General features: G+C 68.6%; 21 protein-coding genes. 12 read left to right on the top strand and 9 right to left on the bottom strand.

Features of this window, described 5'->3' with window-relative positions:
* Positions 1 to 39: 39 nt before the first annotated feature.
* Both sufB and EO081_RS11535 read right to left on the bottom strand, forming a co-directional pair.
* Positions 40 to 1,503 carry a Fe-S cluster assembly protein SufB gene (gene sufB / locus EO081_RS11540; RefSeq protein WP_129342060.1) on the bottom strand — a complete coding sequence of 488 codons (1,464 nt, stop codon included), beginning with the start codon at positions 1,501 to 1,503 and terminating at the stop codon, positions 40 to 42.
* Positions 1,503 to 1,985 (bottom strand): SUF system Fe-S cluster assembly regulator, encoded by a 483-nt coding sequence (locus EO081_RS11535; RefSeq protein ID WP_129342059.1) that lies wholly within the window; start codon positions 1,983 to 1,985, stop codon positions 1,503 to 1,505. Before EO081_RS11535 ends, sufB begins: the two co-directional genes overlap by 1 nt.
* 337 nt (positions 1,986 to 2,322) lie before the next feature.
* Between EO081_RS11535 and EO081_RS11530 the strand changes: the two genes are divergently transcribed.
* On the top strand, positions 2,323 to 3,327 hold the full coding sequence (locus tag EO081_RS11530) for a quinone-dependent dihydroorotate dehydrogenase (protein ID WP_129342058.1): 1,005 nt from the start codon (positions 2,323 to 2,325) through the stop codon (positions 3,325 to 3,327).
* Positions 3,328 to 3,611: 284 nt separating this feature from the next.
* Here EO081_RS11530 and EO081_RS11525 read toward each other — a convergent pair whose 3' ends face one another.
* Entirely contained in the window at positions 3,612 to 3,929 is a 318-nt protein-coding gene (locus tag EO081_RS11525) for a 2Fe-2S iron-sulfur cluster-binding protein (RefSeq protein WP_129342057.1), read from the bottom strand.
* A gap of 66 nt (positions 3,930 to 3,995) precedes the next feature.
* Here EO081_RS11525 and EO081_RS11520 point away from each other — a divergent pair, with 66 nt between their 5' ends.
* The gene (locus tag EO081_RS11520; RefSeq protein WP_129342056.1) at positions 3,996 to 4,619 is read left to right on the top strand and encodes a DNA-3-methyladenine glycosylase family protein; all 624 of its coding nucleotides are present in this window, start codon (positions 3,996 to 3,998) and stop codon (positions 4,617 to 4,619) included.
* Positions 4,620 to 4,626: 7 nt separating this feature from the next.
* On the opposite strand, the gene EO081_RS11515 is transcribed toward EO081_RS11520, so the two are convergent.
* On the bottom strand, positions 4,627 to 5,331 hold the full coding sequence (locus tag EO081_RS11515; protein WP_129342055.1) for a glutamine amidotransferase: 705 nt from the start codon (positions 5,329 to 5,331) through the stop codon (positions 4,627 to 4,629).
* A gap of 62 nt (positions 5,332 to 5,393) precedes the next feature.
* Here EO081_RS11515 and EO081_RS11510 point away from each other — a divergent pair, with 62 nt between their 5' ends.
* Both EO081_RS11510 and EO081_RS11505 read left to right on the top strand, forming a co-directional pair.
* On the top strand, positions 5,394 to 5,855 hold the full coding sequence (locus EO081_RS11510) for a DUF2721 domain-containing protein (protein ID WP_129342054.1): 462 nt from the start codon (positions 5,394 to 5,396) through the stop codon (positions 5,853 to 5,855).
* On the top strand, positions 5,852 to 6,247 hold the full coding sequence (locus EO081_RS11505) for a DUF4345 domain-containing protein (protein ID WP_129342053.1): 396 nt from the start codon (positions 5,852 to 5,854) through the stop codon (positions 6,245 to 6,247). The genes EO081_RS11510 and EO081_RS11505 overlap by 4 nt, the downstream gene beginning before the upstream one ends.
* A 380-nt stretch (positions 6,248 to 6,627) precedes the next feature.
* Here the strand turns inward: EO081_RS11505 and EO081_RS11500 are convergent, their stop codons facing one another.
* The gene (locus EO081_RS11500; protein ID WP_129342052.1) at positions 6,628 to 8,217 is read right to left on the bottom strand and encodes an amidase; all 1,590 of its coding nucleotides are present in this window, start codon (positions 8,215 to 8,217) and stop codon (positions 6,628 to 6,630) included.
* A gap of 409 nt (positions 8,218 to 8,626) precedes the next feature.
* On the opposite strand from EO081_RS11500, the gene EO081_RS11495 reads away from it, so the two are divergent.
* Positions 8,627 to 10,528, top strand: a complete 1,902-nt coding sequence (locus tag EO081_RS11495; protein WP_129342051.1) for a ribonucleoside-diphosphate reductase subunit alpha — start codon at positions 8,627 to 8,629, stop codon at positions 10,526 to 10,528.
* Positions 10,529 to 10,700: 172 nt separating this feature from the next.
* Here EO081_RS11495 and EO081_RS11490 read toward each other — a convergent pair whose 3' ends face one another.
* A complete protein-coding gene (locus EO081_RS11490) occupies positions 10,701 to 10,979 on the bottom strand; it encodes a DUF2171 domain-containing protein (protein WP_129342050.1) in 279 nt (92 codons plus the stop codon).
* 56 nt (positions 10,980 to 11,035) lie between these two features.
* Between EO081_RS11490 and EO081_RS11485 the strand changes: the two genes are divergently transcribed.
* Together EO081_RS11485 and EO081_RS11480 are read left to right on the top strand one after the other, a co-directional pair.
* Complete coding sequence (locus EO081_RS11485) at positions 11,036 to 11,236, top strand: hypothetical protein (protein ID WP_129342049.1); 201 nt, start codon at positions 11,036 to 11,038, stop codon at positions 11,234 to 11,236.
* Between the two features lie 44 nt (positions 11,237 to 11,280).
* Positions 11,281 to 12,333, top strand: coding sequence for a ribonucleotide-diphosphate reductase subunit beta (locus EO081_RS11480; protein ID WP_129342048.1), 1,053 nt, complete (start codon positions 11,281 to 11,283; stop codon positions 12,331 to 12,333).
* Between the two features lie 55 nt (positions 12,334 to 12,388).
* Here the strand turns inward: EO081_RS11480 and cueR are convergent, their stop codons facing one another.
* Positions 12,389 to 12,781 carry a Cu(I)-responsive transcriptional regulator gene (gene cueR, locus EO081_RS11475; RefSeq protein WP_129342047.1) on the bottom strand — a complete coding sequence of 131 codons (393 nt, stop codon included), beginning with the start codon at positions 12,779 to 12,781 and terminating at the stop codon, positions 12,389 to 12,391.
* Entirely contained in the window at positions 12,778 to 15,120 is a 2,343-nt protein-coding gene (locus EO081_RS11470; protein WP_375781654.1) for a heavy metal translocating P-type ATPase, read from the bottom strand. Before EO081_RS11470 ends, cueR begins: the two co-directional genes overlap by 4 nt.
* Before the next feature lie 155 nt (positions 15,121 to 15,275).
* On the opposite strand from EO081_RS11470, the gene EO081_RS11465 reads away from it, so the two are divergent.
* The 5 genes from EO081_RS11465 to EO081_RS11450 all read left to right on the top strand — a co-directional run bounded on the left by EO081_RS11465 (position 15,276) and on the right by EO081_RS11450 (position 19,283).
* Positions 15,276 to 17,162 (top strand): copper resistance system multicopper oxidase, encoded by a 1,887-nt coding sequence (locus tag EO081_RS11465; protein ID WP_129342045.1) that lies wholly within the window; start codon positions 15,276 to 15,278, stop codon positions 17,160 to 17,162.
* A complete protein-coding gene (locus tag EO081_RS11460) occupies positions 17,159 to 18,100 on the top strand; it encodes a copper resistance protein B (protein ID WP_129342044.1) in 942 nt (313 codons plus the stop codon). The genes EO081_RS11465 and EO081_RS11460 overlap by 4 nt, the downstream gene beginning before the upstream one ends.
* 120 nt (positions 18,101 to 18,220) lie before the next feature.
* Positions 18,221 to 18,394: a hypothetical protein gene (locus EO081_RS16870; protein ID WP_165284611.1), complete on the top strand. Its 174-nt coding sequence runs from the start codon at positions 18,221 to 18,223 to the stop codon at positions 18,392 to 18,394.
* 3 nt (positions 18,395 to 18,397) lie between these two features.
* Positions 18,398 to 18,709, top strand: coding sequence for an antitoxin Xre/MbcA/ParS toxin-binding domain-containing protein (locus EO081_RS11455; RefSeq protein ID WP_129342043.1), 312 nt, complete (start codon positions 18,398 to 18,400; stop codon positions 18,707 to 18,709).
* A gap of 10 nt (positions 18,710 to 18,719) precedes the next feature.
* On the top strand, positions 18,720 to 19,283 hold the full coding sequence (locus EO081_RS11450; RefSeq protein ID WP_129342042.1) for a hypothetical protein: 564 nt from the start codon (positions 18,720 to 18,722) through the stop codon (positions 19,281 to 19,283).
* 256 nt (positions 19,284 to 19,539) lie between these two features.
* Here EO081_RS11450 and EO081_RS11445 read toward each other — a convergent pair whose 3' ends face one another.
* Positions 19,540 to 21,339 carry a WecB/TagA/CpsF family glycosyltransferase gene (locus tag EO081_RS11445; RefSeq protein ID WP_165284610.1) on the bottom strand — a complete coding sequence of 600 codons (1,800 nt, stop codon included), beginning with the start codon at positions 21,337 to 21,339 and terminating at the stop codon, positions 19,540 to 19,542.
* Positions 21,340 to 21,588: the final 249 nt, after the last annotated feature.

Raw genomic sequence — 21,588 nt, 5'->3', positions numbered from 1 at the left:
CCTTCGCGGGAATGACGAGGAGGGAGGTGGCGGCGGTCGTCATCCAACCGAGCCTTCCAGCGAAATTCCCAGCAGCTTCTGCGCCTCAACCGCGAATTCCATCGGCAGCTGCTGCAGCACCTCGCGCGCGAAGCCGTTGACGATCAGCGCGACCGCCGCTTCCTGATCGAGCCCGCGCTGCATCGCGTAGAACAGCTGGTCCTCGCTGATCTTCGACGTCGTCGCCTCATGCTCGATCTGCGCCGAGGGGTTCTTCACCTCGATGTAGGGCACCGTGTGCGCGCCGCACTGGTCGCCCAGCAGCAGGCTGTCGCACTGGGTGAAGTTGCGCACGTTCTCGGCCGTCGGCCCGACGCGCACCAGCCCGCGATAGGTGTTGTCCGAGCGCCCGGCCGAGATGCCCTTCGAGACGATCGTCGAACGCGACCCCTTGCCCAGATGGATCATCTTGGTGCCGGTATCGGCCTGCTGGCGGTTGTTGGTCACCGCCACCGAATAGAATTCGCCGACGCTGTTCTCGCCCGCCAGCACGCAGCTCGGATATTTCCAGGTGATCGCGGAGCCGGTCTCGACCTGCGTCCACGACACCTTCGAGTTCCTGCCCTGGCACAGCGCGCGCTTGGTGACGAAATTGTAGATGCCGCCGACGCCGTTCTCGTCGCCCGGATACCAGTTCTGAACGGTCGAATATTTGATCTCGGCATCGTCCAGCGCGACCAGTTCGACCACCGCGGCGTGCAGCTGGTTTTCGTCGCGCATGGGGGCGGTGCAGCCCTCCAGGTACGACACATAGGCGCCCTTGTCGGCGACGATCAGCGTGCGTTCGAACTGACCGGTGTTCTCCGCGTTGATGCGGAAATAGGTCGACAGCTCCATCGGGCAGCGCACGCCCTCGGGGATGTAGACGAAGGTGCCGTCCGAAAAGACCGCCGAGTTCAACGTCGCGAAATAGTTGTCGCGCTGCGGCACGACCTTGCCGAGCCACTTCTTCACCAGCTCCGGATATTCGCGGATCGCTTCCGAGATCGAGCGGAAGATCACGCCCGCCGCCTCCAGCTCCTTGCGGAAGGTGGTGGCAACCGACACGCTGTCGAACACCGCGTCGACCGCGACCTTCCGCGCGCCCTCGACGCCGGCGAGCATCTTCTGCTCCTCAATCGGGATGCCCAGCTTTTCGTAGACGCGCAGGATCTCGGGATCGACCTCGTCCAGGCTGCCGAGCTTCGGCTTCGCCTTGGGCTCGGCGTAATAATAGGCGTCCTGATAGTCGATGGGCGGGACGTTGAGCTTCGACCAGTCCGGCGCCTCCATGGTCTGCCACAGGCGGAACGCCTTCAGCCGCCAGTCGAGCATCCATTCGGGCTCGCCCTTCTTCGCGCTGATGTAGCGGACGGTGTCCTCGGTCAGCCCCTTGGGCGCGAAGTCCTGCTCAATGTCCGAGGAGAAGCCCCACTCGTACTTCTTGTTCGCGGCGGCGAGCGCCTCTGCGTTCTTGGTAGCCATTATGCGTGCACTCCGGCACCCGGCCGCAGCACGGGGTCCAGTTGAGAAAAGGTCGGTTCAGCAGGCTCGGCGCCTGCGGAGGAAGAAATCGTCGCCAGGCTGACCGAGGCCAGCGCATCGCGGACCAGCGCGTTGACGCCGCCCCAGTGCGGACGGACCCGGCAGCTGCCCTCCACCGCGCAGTCGTGGCGATCGGCATCGACGCAGGTGGTGAGCGCGATCGGCCCTTCCACCGCCTCGACGATGTCGGCAAGCGAAATCGCCGCCGCCGGCCGCGCCAGCCGGAAGCCGCCGGCGGCACCCCGTCCCGTTTCGATGAGGCCAGCGGCCGACAGGCGGCTCACTAGCTTCTGGACGGTCGGCAGCGGCAGGCCGGTCTCCTCGGCAAGCCGGGTCGCGTTGAGCCGCGCCACGCCACCGCAATGGCGCGCGGTCGCGCTCATCATCACGACGGCATAATCGGCAAGGCTCGAAAGACGCATGGCTCCCAATCGGATCGTTCCGGTCTGAATTGCAGATGGGAGCACGGCCCCTTCGGGTCAACCCGATTTCGCGGCTGCGAAGCGCCCTTGCGGCCCTATTCTTCCGATCACCGTGATCGACCGGCACCAATCCCGCACCGCGACCCCGTCAACACGCCTCCACATCGCCATGCTGACGAAAGTCAGCATCCAGACACGCAGCGCCAGCGGTTCAAGCGGCAATGGATCCTGACCTTCGTCAGGACGACGGGCGTGGCTCGGCTTTTGCCGTGGCGTTCGCAGCGGCCTTGCGCGGAGGGGCTTTGACCCCCCTCCCCGCCGCTGCCATAGCCGGACCATGCGCTTCTACCATCCCCTGCTGTTCGCGCTCGATGCCGAGCGTGCGCACCGCCTGACGATCCGCATGCTGTCCGCCTGGGGTGCCGCCGGCACGCCGCTGGCGCCGGGCGCCGCGCGTGACATGCCCGTGACGATCGCGGGCCTGCGCTTTCCCAACCCGGTCGGGCTCGCCGCTGGCGTCGACAAGGATGCGGAGGCGGTGGCCGGCTTCTTCGCGCTCGGCTTCGGGTCGGTCGAGGTCGGCACGCTCACCCCGCGCCCGCAGCCGGGCAATCCGCAGCCCCGCCTGTTCCGGCTGGTCGAGGACCGCGCGGTCATCAACCGCATGGGGTTCAACAACGGGGGGCTCGAGGCGGCGCTGGACCGCATCGCCCGGCTGCCCGAACGCCGCGGCGTGCTCGGCATCAACGTCGGCGCCAACAAGGATTCGGTGGCGGGCGACAGCGCCATCGCCGACTATGTTGACGGGGTCACCCGGGCAGCGCCGCTGGCCGATTATCTGACGATCAACATCAGCTCGCCCAATACGCCGGGCCTGCGCAACCTGCAGGCGCAACCCGCGCTCGGCGAGCTGATCGCCGCCTGTGACGCCGCCCGCCACACCGGGGCAAAGCGCGTGCCGCTGTTCCTGAAGGTCGCCCCCGACCTCGACCGCGCCGGGCTGGAAGTGGCCGCGCGCGCCGCGATCGACGGCGGCATCGACGCGCTGGTCGTCTCCAACACAACCATATCGCGTCCCGCCGGGCTGCGGTCGGCGAATGCGGGCGAGACCGGCGGGCTTTCGGGCGCCCCGCTCGCCGAACTCGCCCGCGCAAAGCTGGCGGAGGCGCGCGACATCACCGGCGGGCAGCTGCCGCTGGTCTCGGTCGGCGGCATCGGCTCGGCGGACGAGGCGCAGCGGAGGCTGGATGCCGGCGCGAGCCTGGTGCAGCTCTACTCGGCGCTGGTGTTCGAGGGGCCGGGGCTGGCCCGGCGCATCGTCAAGGGCCTGCGGCCCGCCTGACCGTCATCCCGGCGGCCGCGGGTCTGGCCTATCCCGTTGCGGTGCTCCTGCGCACGCAGGAGCTCAGGGTTTCGAGCCACAGCAGACCGTTGTTCTGCCCGACCCTGGTTCCCCGCCTGCGCAGGGATGCGGCGGGATGCGGAGGTCTGTTTCGTACCTCGACAGGCCCCACTCTCGTCATCCTGACGAAAGTCAGGATCCATTGCCGCTACGCTCGCGACTTCAGGCGGAGCGCGAATGGATGCTGACTTTCGTCAGCATGACGGGGAAGGAGAAGGACCGCCTCAATCCTCCGCGGCGATCGTCACGCGCAGGCCGTCCAGCGCATCGGTGAACGGGATCTGGCACGACAGGCGCGAGCGCGCGTCGCGGTCCGAGGTGCTGTCGAGCAGCTCGTCCTCGTCCTCGCTCATCGCGGGCAGCAGCGGCAGGAAGTCTTCGTCGACATGGACGTGGCAGGTCGCGCAGCTGCAGCAGCCGCCGCACAGCGCCAGCAGTTCGTCGAAGCCGGCGTCGCGGATCACTTCCATCACGCTCAGGCCCACCTCGGCGGGCACGCTGCGTTCTTCTCCTTCGCGCGTGGTGACGGTAAGCGTGGGCATGCATTTTCTCCAGAACAGCTGTCAGGGCATTGGCGACCGCCGCCGCCAAATTCAAGGCGCACGGGCATGGGCCTGAGTGCGGAACAGCTGCGCGAGGCGCTGGATGCGCTCGCCGCGATCGAGCCGGCGTTCGCCGCAGCGCTCGGCCGCGTCGGCTATCCCCCGCCCCGCATCCGCGAGCCCGGCTATGCGACGCTGCTGCGCACGATCGTCGGCCAGCAGGTGAGCGTCCATGCCGCCGCCGCCGTGTGGCGCCGGCTGGAGGAGGCGCTCGGCGACGTCGAGGACCCCGCCCGCCTGGCGGCGGCGAGCGACGAGACGCTGCGCGCCGCCGGCCTCTCGCGGCAGAAGATCGGCTATGCCCGCAGCCTTGCCGAGGAAGTGGCGAGCGGCCGCCTCGATCTCGCAGCACTGCCCGAGGACGACGAGGAAGCGATCGCAGCGCTCACCCGCATCAAGGGCATCGGCCGCTGGTCGGCAGAAATCTATCTGTTGTTCGCGGAAGGGCGGTCGGACATCTGGCCGGCCGGCGACCTGGCGGTGCAGGTGGAGGTCGGCCGCATCCTGGGCCATGCCGAGCGCCCGAACGAGAAGCTGGTGCGCGTCCTGGCGGAAGCCTGGCGTCCGCACCGCGGCGCCGCCGCGATCCTCGCCTGGCACCATTACAACAGCAAGATGGAAGTGATCTGAGCGCCGCCTAGCGCCGATCGATCGCCTGCAGCCACTGCCGCATCCATGCCGCCGCCGCCTGCTCCAGCGCCGGTGCGGCGATCGTCGCCTGCGCGCGCAGCACCGACGGGTCGAGCCCCGCCCCCGCCAGTTCGGCGGCATGGCCGATCAGCCAGCGCTCGAACCCGCGGCCCGGCACCTCGGGGTGGAATTGCAGCCCCAGGATGTGCGGCCCCCGCGCGAACGCCTGGTTGGGCGTCTGCTCGGTCGAGGCGAGCCCCGCGCATCCGGCGGGCAGGTCGAAGGTGTCGCCATGCCAGTGCAGCATCGGCGCACCGTCGAGCGCGCTCAGCAGCGCGTGCCCCTCGGGCGTGAGCGTCACCGGTGCCCAGCCGATCTCCTTGGCGCCGGACGGATACACCCGCGCGCCCAACGCCGCCGCCATCAGCTGCGCGCCCAGGCAGATGCCGAGCGTCGGCCGGTCCGCCGCCAGCCTGCGTCGTAGCAGATCGAGTTCCGTCGCCAGGAACGGGTAGCGCCCTGCCTCATAGACGCCGACCGGGCCGCCGAGCACCACCAGCAGATCGGGCGCGAGCGAGTCGATCTCATCCAGCGGGTCGCAACCTGCGTCGAGCGTGTGGACGCGATATCCCGCCTGCTCCAGCGGCGCGGCGAAGCTGCCGAGGTCCTCGAAGGCCAGGTGACGGATGGCGATGGCGGTACGCGGGGGCATGTCGCCACTATCCCGCCACCATTTCGCTTGCGCAACCTCGGCGGCCCCCGAATAACGGGCTCGTGGCATTCTCTCCGGTTCTCTCCACCGTCGCGGAAACGATCCAGGTCGCGATCGCGCCCGTGTTCCTGCTCGCCGGTCTCGGCGCGATCCTCAACGTGATGGTCGGGCGGCTGGCCCGCATCGTCGACCGCTCGCGCCAGCTGACGGCGCTGCAGCTGCGCGGCGACGATCCCGAGCGGGTCCAGCACCTCCAGGAGCTGCGGCTGATCGACGGGCGCATCCGCATGATCAACAATGCCGTCTATCTGGTCGTCATGGCCGCGATCGCGATCTGTCTGGTGGTGGCCATGCTGTTCGTGGCCGAACTGGGCAATTTCCAGATCGGCCAGGTGATCGCGGTGGCGTTCATCGTCTCGATGCTGCTGCTGACCGGCGGGCTGATCTGTTTCCTGATCGAGATCCACATGTCCGTGCGCGCGATCCGCGTCCGCTCCGACCTGCTCGAACTGCCGCTGCCGTGACTCGGGAGCGCCGCCTGCTGCAGGCGGTCGTCGCGCTGTTGTGCATGATCCCGCTGTCCACGGCGAGCGTCGGCATCCTGCGGGGGGCCGAGTGGCTGGCGCAGGACGCCGTGCGCCCGGACCTCGACAGCCATTTCCGCTACCTGTCCGGCATCTTCCTGGGGATGGCGCTGGGCTTCGCAAGCTGCATCCCTGTGATCGAGCGACAGGGCGCGCGCTTTCGCCTGCTGGGGATGATGGTGGTGATCGGCGGCTTGGCGCGGGCCTGGTCGCTGATCGAGGTTGGCCCGCCGTCGACGGCGCATTTGGTCGGGCTGTGCGTCGAACTGGGGGCGGTACCGCTGGTCCTACTATGGCAGGCGAGCCTGCAACGCCGCTGGCAGCGAGGCTAAGCGCTACATTGCGCCATTGCGGCGACGTGATCTGGCCGCAGATCTCGCTCTGGTGGTCGTGAAACGGTCAGTGTCGACCCACCACCTTCTTCCTTGATTTCGACCAGCATGTGTTGAGCAGGATTTGCAAGCGTTATACCTTCTCCTGCTGGAAGGCGGCTGAGGTTCAGCACAGTCGGAGGCAGCCGAAGAAGACACCCGGCTACTACTTCAGGACCATGGCGTGACGACTGCCGGAAGCCGATCTGTGTCGAAATGTCTCTCAAATTTTCATACTGACGTTCGTCGCTGGCCTCCCAGGGTCCTGTCAGGATATAAACCGTAGCCAGTCCGAAGACCGTGGCCGCGAGTGAGAATGTTCCCGTTTTTCTTTTCATCCCTCACGGGGTGCCCTTGAGTCCCTCGCCGGTCGGCACGCTCGCCGCATAGCCGGGCTTCACCCGCAGGCGGCCGCGTTGTTCGAACGCATAGCCAGCGCCCAGCAGCAGCGCTTCGCTGTACTTGGGGCCCAGGAAGGAGAGGCCGGCGGGCAATCCCTGCACGAGGCCCATCGGCACCGTCAGGTGCGGGGTGCCGGCCACCGCGGGAAGCTCGCTGGCCGATGGCGGCACGAAATGGTCGCCATGGACGGGGTCGGACAGCCACGGCAGGCCATAGGTCGGCGACACCAGCAACTGCACCTTGGCCTGGCCGAGCATCGCGTCGATGCCCTCGGCGCCCGCCAGCCGCAGCGCCTTGGCGCGCGCTTCCCTATAGGCGGGATCTTCTAGGCCGGGCATCTTCTGCGCCGCCTCGAACGTGTCCTGGCCGAAGAAGCGCATTTCGGTATCGGCGTGCTCGGCGTTGAAGGCGATCACGTCGGCGAGCGTCCGCGTCTTCACGGCGGGCGGCGTGGTCGCGAGATAGGCGTCGAGGTCGGCCTTCAGCTCCGCCTTGAGCACCAGGAACTCGGCCTCCCCCAGGCCTTCGAGCTTGGGCGGGGTCACGTCGACCAGGGTCGCGCCGGCCGCGCGCAGCACTGCGAGCGCCGCATCATATTGCCTGGCGAGCGGTGCCGACATCTCCGGACGGAGCACGCCCACGCGGACACCCTTCAGCGCATCGGCCGAGAGCGCGGCGGCATAGTCGGTTCGATGCCGGTCGGCGTCGCGCGTAGTCGGGTCGGCCGGGTCGCTGCCGATCATTGCCGAGAACAGCAGCGCCGCATCGCGCACGCTGCGCGCCATCGGCCCCGCGGTGTCCTGGCTGTGGCTGATGGGCACGATGTGGGTGCGGCTGACCAAGCCGATCGTCGGCTTGAGCCCCACCAGCCCGTTCATCGCCGCCGGGCATACGACCGAGCCGTCGGTCTCGGTCCCCACCGCGGCCGCGGCGAGGCTGGCCGCGGCCGCCGTGCCGCTGCCGCTGGAGGATCCGCAGGCGGTGCGGTCGAGCGCATAGGGGTTGCGCACCAGCCCGCCGACCGCGCTCCACCCGCTCATCGATGCCGAGGAACGGATGTTCGCCCATTCGGACAGGTTGGTCTTGCCCAGGATCACGGCGCCTGCCGCGCGCAGCCGCGCCACCACCGGCGCATCGCGGCCCGTGCGATTGTCCCTGAGCGCCAGGCTGCCGGCGGTGGTCGGCAGTTCGCGAGTCTCGATATTGTCCTTGATCAGGATCGGCACGCCATGAAGCGGGCCGCGAATCCGACCCGCACGCCGTTCGGCGTCGAGCGCGCGCGCCTGCGCCAGCGCCTCGGGGTTGACGGCGATGATGCTGCGCAGCGTCGGGCCCTTGCGGTCGATCGCGTCGATGCGCGCGAGATAGGCGCGGGTCAGCGCCTCGCTGCTGGTGCCCGCGGCCAAGGCGGCCGCGGCGTCGGAGAGGGAGAGTTCCTCGACGGCAGGCGCTTTGGGCCGCTCCGCGCGCGCAGTCGTCGCAAGCGCCAGCAGAGCCAATCCCAGCATTCCCCCTTGTACCCGCCGCATCCGATACTCCCTACCTTGTGGACGCAGCTTGAGACGGACAGCCACCGCTTGCAACGGGGCCGGCAGGGCTGCCGGGCGCATGCGAAAATTTTTTCAGGCTGCGGTTTTCGCTTGAACGCTAGGAATGTCCACGCGTCGCGCGCGCCGCGGAACGATGAACGCCGGATTCACTGCGAGAAGCGATCTTGCAAGCCGCGAAGGTTTGCGCGACACCAAGTCTTGTGGTGGCGCCTGGGAAGCGGCGCTATCGCTGGTATCCAGCGAAGGCTTCCAGTTTGAACGGAATGCGGCGGAAAAGCCGCGTTTTTTGACGGTGCAGGTGGCTCACGCGGGCCGGTTGCGGCCGTGTTCGGCGACGCTACATCGGGCCTGCCACGGCCGCGAACAAGACATTTGGAACGAGGGCAGCATGGACTTCAGCAGGGACAGCCAGGACAATCGCGCAAGTGACAGCACGGCCACGCTGGACGCACCCGCGCCGGCGGCCGCGCGCGACAGCCGCTCGATCGCCCGCCCCTATCCGGTCGAGGTCGACCATGCGCGCGACGCGCTGCTGACCGAGTTCGGCAAGGAAACGCTGACCGACCGTTACCTGCTGCCGGGCGAGTCGTTCCAGGACCTGTTCGTGCGCGTGGCCTCCGCCTATGCCGACGATGCCGCGCATGCGCAGCGCGTGTACGACTATATCTCGCGCCTGTGGTTCATGCCGGCGACGCCCGTGCTGTCGAACGGCGGCACCGGCCGCGGCCTGCCGATCTCCTGCTACCTGAACTCGGTGCCCGACAGCCTGGAGGGCATCGTCGAGACCTGGAACGAGAACGTCTGGCTCGCCTCGCGCGGCGGCGGCATCGGCACCTATTGGGGCAACGTCCGCGGCATCGGCGAGCCGGTCGGCCTCAACGGCAAGACCAGCGGCATCATCCCGTTCGTGCGGGTGATGGATTCGCTCACCCTGGCGATCTCGCAAGGCTCGCTGCGCCGCGGCTCGGCGGCCTGCTACCTCGACATCTCGCATCCGGAGATCGAGGAGTTCCTCGAGATCCGCAAGACCTCGGGCGACTTCAACCGCAAGGCGCTGAACCTGCACCACGGCGTGCTGATCCCCGACGCGTTCATGGAAGCGGTCCGCGCCGGCGCCGAATGGGAGCTCAAGAGCCCCAAGGACGGCTCGGTTCGCGGCAAGGTCGATGCACGCGCGCTGTTCCAGAAGCTGGTCGAGGTCCGCCTCGCGACCGGTGAGCCCTACATCGTCTTCTCCGACCATGTGAACTCGACGATGCCCAAGCATCATCGCGACCTGGGGCTCAAGGTCTCGACCTCGAACCTCTGCTCGGAAATCACGCTGCCGACCGGCACCGACCATCTCGGCAACGATCGTACGGCGGTGTGCTGCCTCTCCTCGCTCAACCTCGAGAAGTGGGACGAGTGGAACGGCGACAAGCGCTTCATCGAGGACGTGATGCGCTTCCTCGACAACGTGCTGACCGACTATATCAAGAATGCCCCCGACGAGATGGCGCGCGCGCGCTATTCGGCGGAGCGCGAGCGCTCGGTGGGTCTCGGCGTCATGGGCTTCCACAGCTTCCTCCAGGCGCGCGGGCTGCCGTTCGAGGGCGCCATGGCGAAGTCGTGGAACCTCAAGATCTTCAAGCACATCAACGCCCAGGTGAACGAGGCGTCGATGCAGCTGGCGGTCGAGCGCGGCCCCTGCCCCGACGCCGCCGACATGGGCGTGATGGAGCGGTTCAGCTGCAAGATGGCGATCGCGCCGACTGCGTCGATCTCGATCATCTGCGGCGGCACCTCGGCGTGTATCGAGCCGATCCCGGCGAACATGTACACGCACAAGACGCTGTCGGGATCGACTGCGGTCAAGAACCCGCACCTCCAGAAGCTGCTGCGCGAGAAGTCAAAGGACTCGGACGCGGTCTGGAACTCGATCCTGGAGCATGGCGGCTCGGTCCAGCACCTCGACTTCCTGTCGGCGGACGAGAAGGCGTGCTTCAAGACGAGCTTCGAGATCGACCAGCGCTGGCTGCTCGAACTGGCCGGCGACCGCACGCCCTATATCGACCAGGCGCAGTCGCTGAACCTGTTCATCCCGGCCGACGTGGAAAAGTGGGACTTGCTGATGCTCCACTTCCGTGCGTGGGAACTGGGCATCAAGTCGCTCTACTATCTGCGCTCGAAGTCGATCCAGCGCGCAGGCTTCGCCGGCACCGGCGGCGTCGAGGCGGACAACACGCCCGAGGCGCCGAAGTTCGAGATCGGCGAGAGCACCGACTACGACGAGTGCCTGGCCTGCCAGTAAGGCCGCGCAGCCGCCCGTCGGCTATGCTATAGGAAGGCGCCCCCCGAGCCGTTGCTCCGGGACGCCGATCCGCCCCGACCGGGGCGATGAGGATGGAATGAACGCAGCCTCCGCCACGTTCGGAATCGCCGCACCGGCCCGCGTCTTGCGGACCGGTGCGACGTCATCCGGATCAGAGCGGCTCGCCGCCCTCTTCCTCCTCGAAGGTCACCGCGACGTCGGCATTGGCGGACAGGCGGACCTTGTCGCCCTCGACCTCGGCGACGAGGCCGGTGGAGATGAAGTGGTGATGGTCGGTGTGAAGCCCGCTCTCGACGCCTTCGATGTCGGCACCGCTGTCCTTCTTGGTCAGCTTGATCCGGTCGCCCTCGACCTTGTCGACGGTGCCGATGTGGACGCCGTCCGCGCCGATCACTTCCATATGTTCCTTGATGGCCGACAGGTCTGCCATGGGATTCCTCCTTGGTTGGTGTCGGTCGATCAACGCATGTCGCAGCGGATGGTCGCATGACGATCGCGGTGCTCATCATGGTGGGCGTGGCACTCGTCGCAGGTGTCGCCGGCGGCTGGCTGCTCCTGCGGCTACGCGCGGCCACCAGCGAGGGTGCGGTCTACGGCTATCGCATCGCCGGCACGATGCTCGCGGCCCTCGCCCTCGTCCTCGCCATCTTCGCGACGGCGCAATGGTCCTGGAACCAGACACCATGACCGGTCGCCGCGCCCGCCCCATTCAAATTCCTGGAGTCTGACCCATGTCCCTTCTCGACGCCCGCAAGACCTACAAGCCCTTCGAATATCCCTGGGCCTATGAATATTGGAAGCGCCAGCAGCAGGTCCACTGGCTGCCGGAGGAAGTGCCGCTGGGCGAGGATTGCCGCGACTGGGCGCAGAAGCTCAGCGATCACGAGCGCAACCTGCTGACGCAGATCTTCCGCTTCTTCACCCAGGCCGACGTCGAGGTGCAGGACTGCTACCACGAGAAGTACGGCCGCGTGTTCAAGCCGACCGAGGTCAAGATGATGCTGACGGCGTTCAGCAACATGGAGACCATCCACATTGCGGCCTACAGCCATCTGCTCGACACCATCGGCATGCCCGAGAGCGAGTATGGCGCCTTCCTCGACTATGCCGAGATGAAGGACAAGCACGACTATCTCCAGCAGTTCGGCGTCGACACCGACGAGGACATCGCCCGCACGCTGGCGATGTTCGGCGGCTTCACCGAGGGCGTGCAGCTGTTCGCGTCGTTCGCGATGCTGATGAACTTCCCGCGCTTCAACAAGATGAAGGGGATGGGGCAGATCGTGTCCTGGTCGGTGCGCGACGAGAGCCTGCACTGCGAGGGCATCATCCAGCTGTTCCACGCCTTCTGCAAGGAGCGTGACTGCCTGACCAAGGCGGTGAAGGACGACATCGCCGACCAGTGCCAGACCACCATTCGCCTGGAGGACGCCTTCATCGACCTCGCGTTCGAGATGGGCCCGGTCAACGGCATGACGCCCAAGGAGATCAAGAAGTACATCCGCTACATTGCCGACTGGCGGATGGGGCAGCTGGGCCTGAAGCCGATCTACATGATCGACGAGCACCCGCTGCCGTGGCTGACGCCGCTGTTGAACGGCGTCGAGCACGCCAACTTCTTTGAGCAGCGCGCGACCGAATATTCGAAGGGCGCAACCCGCGGCAACTGGAACGAGGTCTGGGACAGCTTCGACAAGCGCCAGAAGGCCAAGGGTCCGGCCGCCGCGAACGAGGAAGCGAGCGAGAGCGACATGTTCTCCCACAACGGCGTCGCCGCGGAGTAACCCGGCCTAGCCGCCGAACCGAAGGGGGCGTCGCGCTGCGGCGCCCCTTTTGCGTTCAGGCCGGGTCTGCGAGGCGGTCGAGGATCGGACAGTCCGGCCGGTCGTCGCCGTGGCAGCGCTGCGCCAGGTCGAGCAGCGTGCCCCGCATCTCCTCCAGCGCCCGCGCCTTGCGGCCCAGTTCCTCGGCGCGCGCTATCGCCAGCGCCTTCACGTCTGCGCTGGATCGGTGGCGGTCCTGCCACAGGCCCAGGAGCGAGCGGATCTCCTCGATCGGGAAGCCCAGGTCGCGGGCATGGGCGACGAAGCGCAAGCGCGCCACATCCGCCGCGTCATAGTCGCGATAGCCGCTGTCCCGCCGCAGCGGCGCCGGGATCAGCCCGATCTTCTCATAATGGCGGATCATCCGTTGGGAGATGCCGCTCGCGTCCGCCGCCTGGCCGATGTTCATAGCCGCACTCCGTTCAGCCGCAGCGCGTTGGTTACCACTGCAAACGACGACAAGGCCATCGCCGCCCCGGCAAACATCGGCGACAGCAGGATGCCGGCCACCGGATAGAGCACGCCGGCCGCAACGGGCACGCCGACGCCGTTGAACAGGAAGGAGAAGGCGAGGTTCTGGCGGATGTTGCGCATCGTCGCCTTCGCCAGCCGCCGTGCGCGCACCATTGCGGCCAGCTCTCCGCGGGTCAGCGTCAGCCCCGCGCTTTCGATCGCGACATCGGTGCCGGTCCCCATCGCCACGCCGACATCGGCTGCGGCAAGCGCGGGCGCGTCGTTGATGCCGTCGCCTGCCATCGCCACGCGTGCGCCGCGCGCCTTGAGCTCGCCGACGATGCGGGCCTTGTCCTCGGGAGCGAGCCCGGCGTGGACTTCGTCGATGCCGCCGATGGTGCGCGCGACCGCCTCCGCGGTGCCGCGGCCGTCGCCGGTGAGCATGACGATCCGCAGGCCCTCGGCACGCAGCTGGGCGATCGCCACCGAGGCGGCCTCGCGGACGGGATCGGCGACGCCGAGCAGGCCGGCGATGCGGCCGTCGACCGCGACCAGCATCACGCCCGCCCCCTCGCGGGCCAGCGCCTCCGCGCGGGCGGCGAGCGGCTGCGGGTCCGCGCCGGTGTGGCGCATCATCGCGGCATTGCCGATCGCGACCGAGCGCCCGGCGACCTCTGCACGCACGCCCGCGCCGGTTCTCGATCGGAACCCCTCGGCCGCTGCCACCGCCAGGCCGCGCCGGGCCGCTTCCGCCACGATGGCGTGCGCCAGCGGATGCTCGGAATGCGCCTCCACCGCCGCTGCGAGGGCGAGCAGTTCGTCCTCGCGCAGATCGATCGGCTCGATCGCGGTCAGCCGCGGCTTGCCCTCGGTCAGCGTGCCCGTCTTGTCGATCACCAGCGTGTCGACCTTCTCCAGCGCCTGCAAGGCCTGGGCGTCCTTGACCAGCACGCCGGCCTGGGCGCCGCGGCCGGTGCCCACCATGATCGACATCGGCGTGGCGAGCCCCAGTGCGCAGGGGCAGGCGATGATCAGCACCGCGATGGCGTTCAGCAGCGCATGGCTGAACCGCGGCTCCGGCCCCGCGACGTTCCACGCCAGGAACGTCCCGGCCGCGATCGCCACCACCAGCGGCACGAACCAGCCGGAGACGCGATCCGCCACCGCCTGAATCGGTGCACGGCTGCGTTGCGCGGCGGCGACCATCGCGACGATGCGCGCGAGCACTGTGTCGGCGCCCACTGCGCGTGCCTCCATCACGAGAGCACCGGTGCCGTTGACGGTACCGCCGGTGAGCGTCGCGCCCGCCTCCTTGGCGACCGGCGCGGGCTCGCCGGTGAGCATCGATTCGTCGACGGACGAGTGCCCCTCGACCACGATCCCATCCACCGGCACCGCCTCGCCCGGGCGCACGCGCAGCCGGTCGCCCGCAAGGATGGCGTCCAGCGCCACTTCCGCCTCGCGCCCATCGGCGCCGATGCGGCGTGCCGTCTTAGGCGCAAGGTTGAGGAGCGCGCGGATCGCGCGGCCGGTGGCGGCACGGGCGCGCAGTTCCAGCACCTGGCCCAGCAGCACCAGCGTCACGACGACACCCGCCGCCTCATAATAGACGGGCACCATGCCGTGGATGCGGAAGGTGGGCGGGAACAGCCCCGGCGCGACCGTCGCCACCAGACTGTAGAGGAACGCCGCGCCCACGCCGATCGACACCAGCGTGAACATGTTGAAGTGGCGCGAGCGCAGCGACGCCCATCCGCGCTCGAAGAAGGGCAGCCCCGCCCACAGCACGATCGGCGCCGCCAGCACGAGCTGCACCCAGGCCGACCATGCAGGCGGCACCAGCCGCAGTCCCAGCATCTCCGCGCCCATCGAGAGGCCGAGCAGCGGCACCGCGAGCGCCGCGGACACCCAGGTGCGGCGCGTGAAATCGACCAGTTCCGGATTGGGGCCATCGTCGAGCGACGGCGCCTCCGGCTCCAGCGCCATGCCGCAGATCGGGCAGGTGCCGGGCCCCTGCTGCCGGATCTCCGGGTGCATCGGGCAGGTATAGGTCGCATCCGGCGCGGCAGGCGCCTGCGCGCGGGGCGCATCCCCAAGATAGCGGTCGGGATCGGCCAGGAACTTGGTGCGGCAACCGGCGCAACAGAAATGATAGGCGACACCATCATGTTCGGCATGATGGTCGGTCTTGGCCGGATCCACCGCCATTCCGCACACCGGGTCCCTGGCCATGGCTCCTCCGCCACAGCATCCTCCATGCGCATGGTCTGGCATGGGCGAGTGGTGATCGTGCATCGCATCCTCCATCGCCGCCCTAGATGGGGACTGACATCATGTCAGGGTCAAGAGCTGCTTTCCGCTTGACCCTGACATGGTGTCAGCCGCCAAGGTCTCCCATGCGAGCAAGGGCTCGCAGGGCCGCAGAGTCGTGGCCGCATGAGGGTGAACGCATGAGTCTGGTTCTCGATCGCCGCAGATTGTTGCGCGGTGCCACCCTGGCGGGCGGCGGCATGGCGCTGTCGGCCTGGATGCCGGCGTGGGCACAATCGGTGTCGACCGGGACTGCGCTTCCGGAGCTCTCGGGCGAGGACATCACGCTGCGCATCCAGCGGCAAGAGATGACGATCGACGGCCGGCGGACGAAGGCGATCGGCATCAACGGCACCGTGCCCGCTCCGCTGCTGCGCCTGCGCGAAGGGCAGAAGCTCCGCTTGCACGTGCACAACGACCTCGACGTCGACAGCTCGCTCCACTGGCACGGGCTGCTGCTGCCGGCGCAGTTCGACGGCGTACCGGGCGTTTCCTTCCCGGGCATCCGCCCCCGCACCCACTTCACCTACGAATTCCCGATCGTTCAGTCGGGCACCTATTGGTACCACAGTCATTCGGGCTTCCAGGAGCAGATGGGGCTCTATGGCCCCATCGTCATCGATCCCGCGGGCCCCGACCCGGTCGCCTTCGATCGCGAGCATGTGATCGTCCTGTCCGACCACAGCCGCGAGTCGCCCGACGCGATCTTCCGGCACCTGAAGGTCGAGCCCGGCTATTACAACCGGCAGCGCCAGACGCTCGCCGGCCTCGCCGCGGGCAAGGACCAGCCGCTCAGGGACCGGCTGCACTGGGGCGCGATGCGCATGGACCCGACCGACATCGCCGACGTGACGGGCGAAACCTACACCTATCTGGTCAACGGCCATGGCCCCGCAGACAACTGGATCGCGCAGTTCCGGCCGGGCGAGCGAGTGCGGCTGCGCATCATCAACGCCTCGTCGATGACGACCTTCAACGTCCGCATTCCGGGCCTGCCGCTGACGGTGGTGGAGGCAGACGGGCAGCATGTACGCCCGGTCACCGTCGACGAGCTCCAGATCGCGGTCGCCGAGACCTATGACGTGGTCGTCACGCCGGCGGAGGACCGCGCCTACACGCTGGTGGGCGAGAGCATCGACCGCTCCGGCATGGCGCGCGCGACCCTGGCGCCGCACGCCGGCATGGTCGCGCCGGTGCCACCGCTTCGCCGCCGGCCGGTCGCGACCATGAAGGACATGGGCATGGGCGACATGCAACACGAGGCCGTACGCGGTGTCGATCCGACCGCCGAGCAGAACGCCTCCGCACGCCTTGCTACGCCCGCCGCGGCCCCGCCGGCACATGGCGCGATGGATCACGCTGCTGCCATGGGTCACGCAGGGATGGACCACGCTGCCATGGGTCACGCCGGAATGGATCATGGTGCCATGGGCCACAGCGCACCGGCGCCGCACAAGATGGATCATGGCTCCATGAAGATGCGCGACTTCGCCAACGCGCCGCAGGTCGCGCGCGATCCGAGCGTCCAGACCATCGCACCGATGCCGGTCGACCGCACCGGCGAGCCCGGGCAGGGACTGGCGGATGCCGGTCACCGCGTGCTCGTCTACCGCGACCTCGTCGCGCTTGCGCCCAATCCCGACGTGCGCGCGCCTAGCCGCTCGATCGAAGTCCACCTCACCGGCAACATGGAGCGCTACATGTGGTCGATGGACGGACTGCGCATGTCGGACTCGATGGAGCCGCTGCCCTTTTCGCTGGGCGAACGCGTGCGCGTGAAGCTGGTCAACGACACGATGATGGGCCACCCCATCCACCTGCACGGCCACTTCTTCGAACTCGTGACCGGCCATGGCGGCCATGCCCCGCGCAAGCACACGGTGCTCGTCCATCCCGGCGGCACCGTCACCTTCGACTTTACCGCGGACGCGATCGGCGACTGGGCGTTCCACTGCCACATGCTCTACCACATGGCGTCGGGGATGATGCGCGTCGTGAGCGTGCGACCGGCAGGAGACGCGGCATGATCCGCGCGCTTCCGTGGACGACGCTCGCGATCCTCGCCAGCGCTCCGGCCTTCGCGCAGCACCATGGCGCGCACGAGACGGCACCCGCCCCGCCGCCTGCGCCTCAGCACTCCGCGCCCGCCGCCGACCCGCACGCGGGCCACACGATGCCGGCACCCGCGGCCGCCCCGGCAGGGCCGGTCGGCACCGATCTGCCCGCCGGCGATGCGCCGCCCCCGCCCGTCCCGCGGGACCGCTACGCCGACCGCTTCTTTCCGCCCGAGGCGATGGCGCGCGGCCACCATGCGATGATGCAGGAGGGCGGTGGCCAGCGCTACGGCCAGCTGCTGCTCAACCTTGCCGAGGTTCAGATACGCAACGGAACGGATGGCTATCGCTGGGACGGCGAAGCCTTCTTCGGCGGCGACATCGATCGGCTGTGGCTCAAGAGCGAAGGCGAAGGCAGCTTCGGCCGCGACACCGAGCATGCGGAAGTGCAGGCGCTCTATTCGCGTGCGATCGACCCCTATTTCAACCTGCAGGCGGGCGTACGGCAGGACTTCGGCGCCGGACGCGACCGGACCTATGCGACGCTCGGGATCGAGGGACTGGCTCCCTACCAATTCCACACCGAAGCTGCGCTGTTTCTGTCGACCAGGGGCGACCTGCTCGGCCGCCTGGGGGGATGGTACGACCAGCGGATCTCGCAACGGCTGATCCTGCAGCCGCGCGCCGAGCTCAACATCGCGGCGCAGGACGTGGCCGCCACCCGCACCGGCTCCGGCCTCAGCGACGCGGAACTCGGCCTGCGGCTGCGCTACGAACTCCGGCGGGAGTTCGCACCCTATGTGGGCGTGTCCTGGAGCCGCAAGCTGGGCGACACCGCCCGTTTCGCGCGGCAGGACGGCGACGAGGTGGAAGACACGGCCTTTGTCGCGGGGGTCCGCTTCTGGTTCTAGGCGCCCGCACCTTCCATTTCGCGCGCGATCCCCCATATTGGAGACATCGGTGGCAATCCGCTTTGTAGGCGCCCTCGACTGAGAGACGCATGCGCTCCCGCTTACAAGCCGGAGACTGCCATGGATCTCAACTATCTGCTCGCACGCCATCAGGTTTCCTTGATGCGCGTGCAAAATGCCAGCGGGTGCGAGGCACGCTTCGCCCACCGACGCCTGGCCAGCGAATACGCCCTCCGCATCGACGCGCTGCGGCTCGATCTCGGCGCGACCTCGCCGATCATCCAGGCGCAGTGAACAATGACGGACAAGTCCACCACGCCAACCGCCAACCGGAGCGCTGAAGAGCCTGCGGACTCGCTCCAGCGGCCGAAACGCCGCCAGTTCGTGAGCCGCTACAAGGCGCCACGACTGTCGCCGGAAGAGGCCGACCGCCAGGGGCGTATCACCCTGATGGCGTTTCGCATGCTGGGCGGCCGCGACGAGGCGATCGCCTTTCTCAACAGCCATGATCCGGTTCTGGAAGGACGTCCGCTCGATCTCGCGGTCGGAAGCGACGCCGGCCTTGCGGCAGTCGAGCACGCGATCGCCGGGCGCGCCACTGCCGGCTGACCGACGCCGCATGCCCAGCCCTTCCCTGACGCACGCACCGCTTGCCCGGGCCGAGGCGACGCTGCGACAGGGTGCGCGCTTCCTTGCGGCCGGCCTGTATGCCGAGCCGCTGCAAGCGCGGACCCCGATCCTCGGCCGCTACCGCACCAAGGTGATCGGCAACGGGTTTCGCGAGCTCGACCGCTTCCTGAACGTGCTGGTGGACGAGGTGGCGATCGCGACCGGCCGTTCCCCCTCCCCCGCGGAACGCAACACCGCGAACAAGCTGCGCGCGCTCCTGACCGGCTCGCGGCGGCCGGACGGCGAACATGCCCGGCTCCGTGCCCTGGGCCGGGCGCGCGACTGCCTCTTCCATTGCAGCGGGATGGTGACGCGGGGCGACGTGGCAGGCTCCCCCTGGCTGACGGTCGGCTGGGCCGATGCCCCCGATCGTGCGGGGCCGCTCAAGCAGTTCCCGGTCGGCGAACAGCTGATCATCACCGCCGATGATGTTGCCGACGTCTGCGACTTCTATCTGTCGATCGCCAGCCGACTGACGAAGCCCGGCTCCGGGAGCGCGGCCCAGCCGACTTGAGGGCGCGGGGCGCGGGAGGGGGATCGAATGCAGCGACGTTCCATGCGGCGGCTGCACCAGCCTCTCACCGAAGGCGGCGCCCCCGGCCGTTGCGGCTGCGGCCGGGACGGCGCCACTTCGGTGCCGCGCCGTCTCGACTTCGGCGCAGCCCTTCGCCCTCGAAGGCGGATCACCGCCGGCGTGGTAGCGGCCGGGCCGATCGCCATAGGTCGTGAACGACCGCCTTCGGGGTGACCGGCGGCAAGAGCTTCCCCCTTCAGATACGGGCACCGCGATACCATTGCGCCACCAGCCGCGCGAGGAACCGGAGATTGCCGACGAGGTACCGGCGCCATAGCCGGCGCGGTTCCTGGACGAGCCGGTAGATCCATTCGCATCGCACCCGTCGCATCCAGTGCGGCGCGCGCCGGACCTCCCCGGCGAGGAAATCGAGATAGGCGCCAATTGCCATCGTGATCGCCCCTAGCTCCCGGTAATGGGTCGCGCACCAGATTTCCTGGCGGGGATGGCCCATGCCGACCAGCACCAGATCGGCGCCGCTTGCGCGAATACGGGCGACGAGGTCCGGCGTCTCCGCATCGGTGAAGAAGCCATGGGCGGTGCCGACCACGCGATGCCGGGGGACGCGATCGCGCAGCACCCGCGCCGCGTGCTCCGCGACGCCGGGCGCGCTGCCCACCAGAAAGACGCGCAGGCTCGCCGCGGTACGCTCCAGCACCTGGTCGACCAGGTCGGTGCCGGCGAGATTCTCCTGGAACGGCTTTCCGAACAGGACCGAACTGGCAAGGTCGATCCCCAGGCCGTCATTGACCACCACCGCCTCTGCCATGGCGGCGGCGAAGGCCGGATCGCGATCCGCGGTATTGGCGGTGTGGGCGTTGCAGAATGCCACGAACAGCGGCGGCCGCTGCGGGTTGGAAAGGGTGCGGTCCACCAGGCGCAGGAACTCCCGCCGGCACGAGACGGTGATCGAGACCCGCCCGATCCGCCGCCGGCTGCGCCCGAGCGCGCGCAGGTAGATGTGGCCGATCGCCTCTGCCGCCCCCGCCCAGCCGAACGGAGCGAGCCGGCGACGGCGCCGGGCCGCATCGGGTGCGCCTCGCAGCCCGGCTTCCACCCCGGCCAGCGTCTGCGCGACCGCATCCGGATTGGAAGCGAAGGTCGCGAGCGTTCCATAGCCTGCCCGCGCGAGCGTCCGCCGAAAGGCGGGGATGTCGCTGAGCACCGGATAGAGCCCGGCGGCCATCGCCTCCACCGCGGCGATCCCGAATCCCTCATAGGCAGAGGCGCAGACATAGACGCTGCTGCGCCCGATCAACGCCCGCAACGCGGCATCGGTGGGCCAGGGGTGGATCTCCACGGCCTCCGCAATCCCGGACAGCCGCACCTGGCTGGCCAGCGTGTCCGGCTCCACGCCCATCGGCCGACCTGCCAGGATCAGGCGCCAGGACGGGTCCTGCCGATGCACCTCGGCGAACCAGTCGATCAGCCGGTCCAGTCCCTTGTTGGGGGCGAGCCGGCCGAAATAGATCATGGTGTGCGCGGTCGGATCCGCACAATCTTCGAACTTGTCAAGGTCGACGCCGTTCTCGACCGTCTCCAGCCCGTCGGACCGGATCGCCCGAAACTGCACTTCATCGCTGATGCTGGAGGGAATGATGGCGGCAAACCCCCGAAGGCTGCGGCGCGTCACCAGGTGAAAGAACCATCGCTTGGCGCGCGCGGCGAAGGGGGTGTGAAAGAAGCCGCCGTGGGTCGACAGCACCAGCCGCTTGCGATGCACTCCCCGTGTCGCCGCCAGGAAGTCGCAGAAGAAGTCGACGCCATGGACATGCACCAGATCGGCGTCTGCCAATGCGGGAAGCACGCCCCGCGCAATCGGATACCGTTTCGATCCCCACCACGGCAGCCGCACCACCTCTAACCGATCGATCCACTCCCGCGCGGCCAGCCGCGCCGGCTGCTGCTGGTCGAAGATGCGATCCAGGGTGACGATCCGCACCACCATCCCCGCCGCCCGCTGCTGCAGCGCCAGTTGCCGGACGTAGTCCTCCATCCCCCCCACGCCAGGCGCGAACTGCCGGACCACATGCACGATGCGCAGCCCGTGCAGGAGCGCGGCGGCAGAGGGCTCGGGCGAGGAGGACTGCCGGGCCGCAGGGCTTGGGACCGCGCTGTCCCGCGGCCGCCCGCCGATGGCTGCCCCCTGCCTCGCGGCCGGATCAGCAACGATCCCGGCCGGCCGAACGCGGGCGTCGCCAACGATACCGGCCACTTGACCCACGCCTGGGTCTGCGACGACATC

This window comes from Sphingomonas desiccabilis (genome assembly GCF_004135605.1).
Lineage (GTDB): Bacteria > Pseudomonadota > Alphaproteobacteria > Sphingomonadales > Sphingomonadaceae > Sphingomonas > Sphingomonas desiccabilis.
Note: the sequence above shows the minus strand (reverse complement) of the source record. Positions and strands in the feature narration are given on the sequence as shown.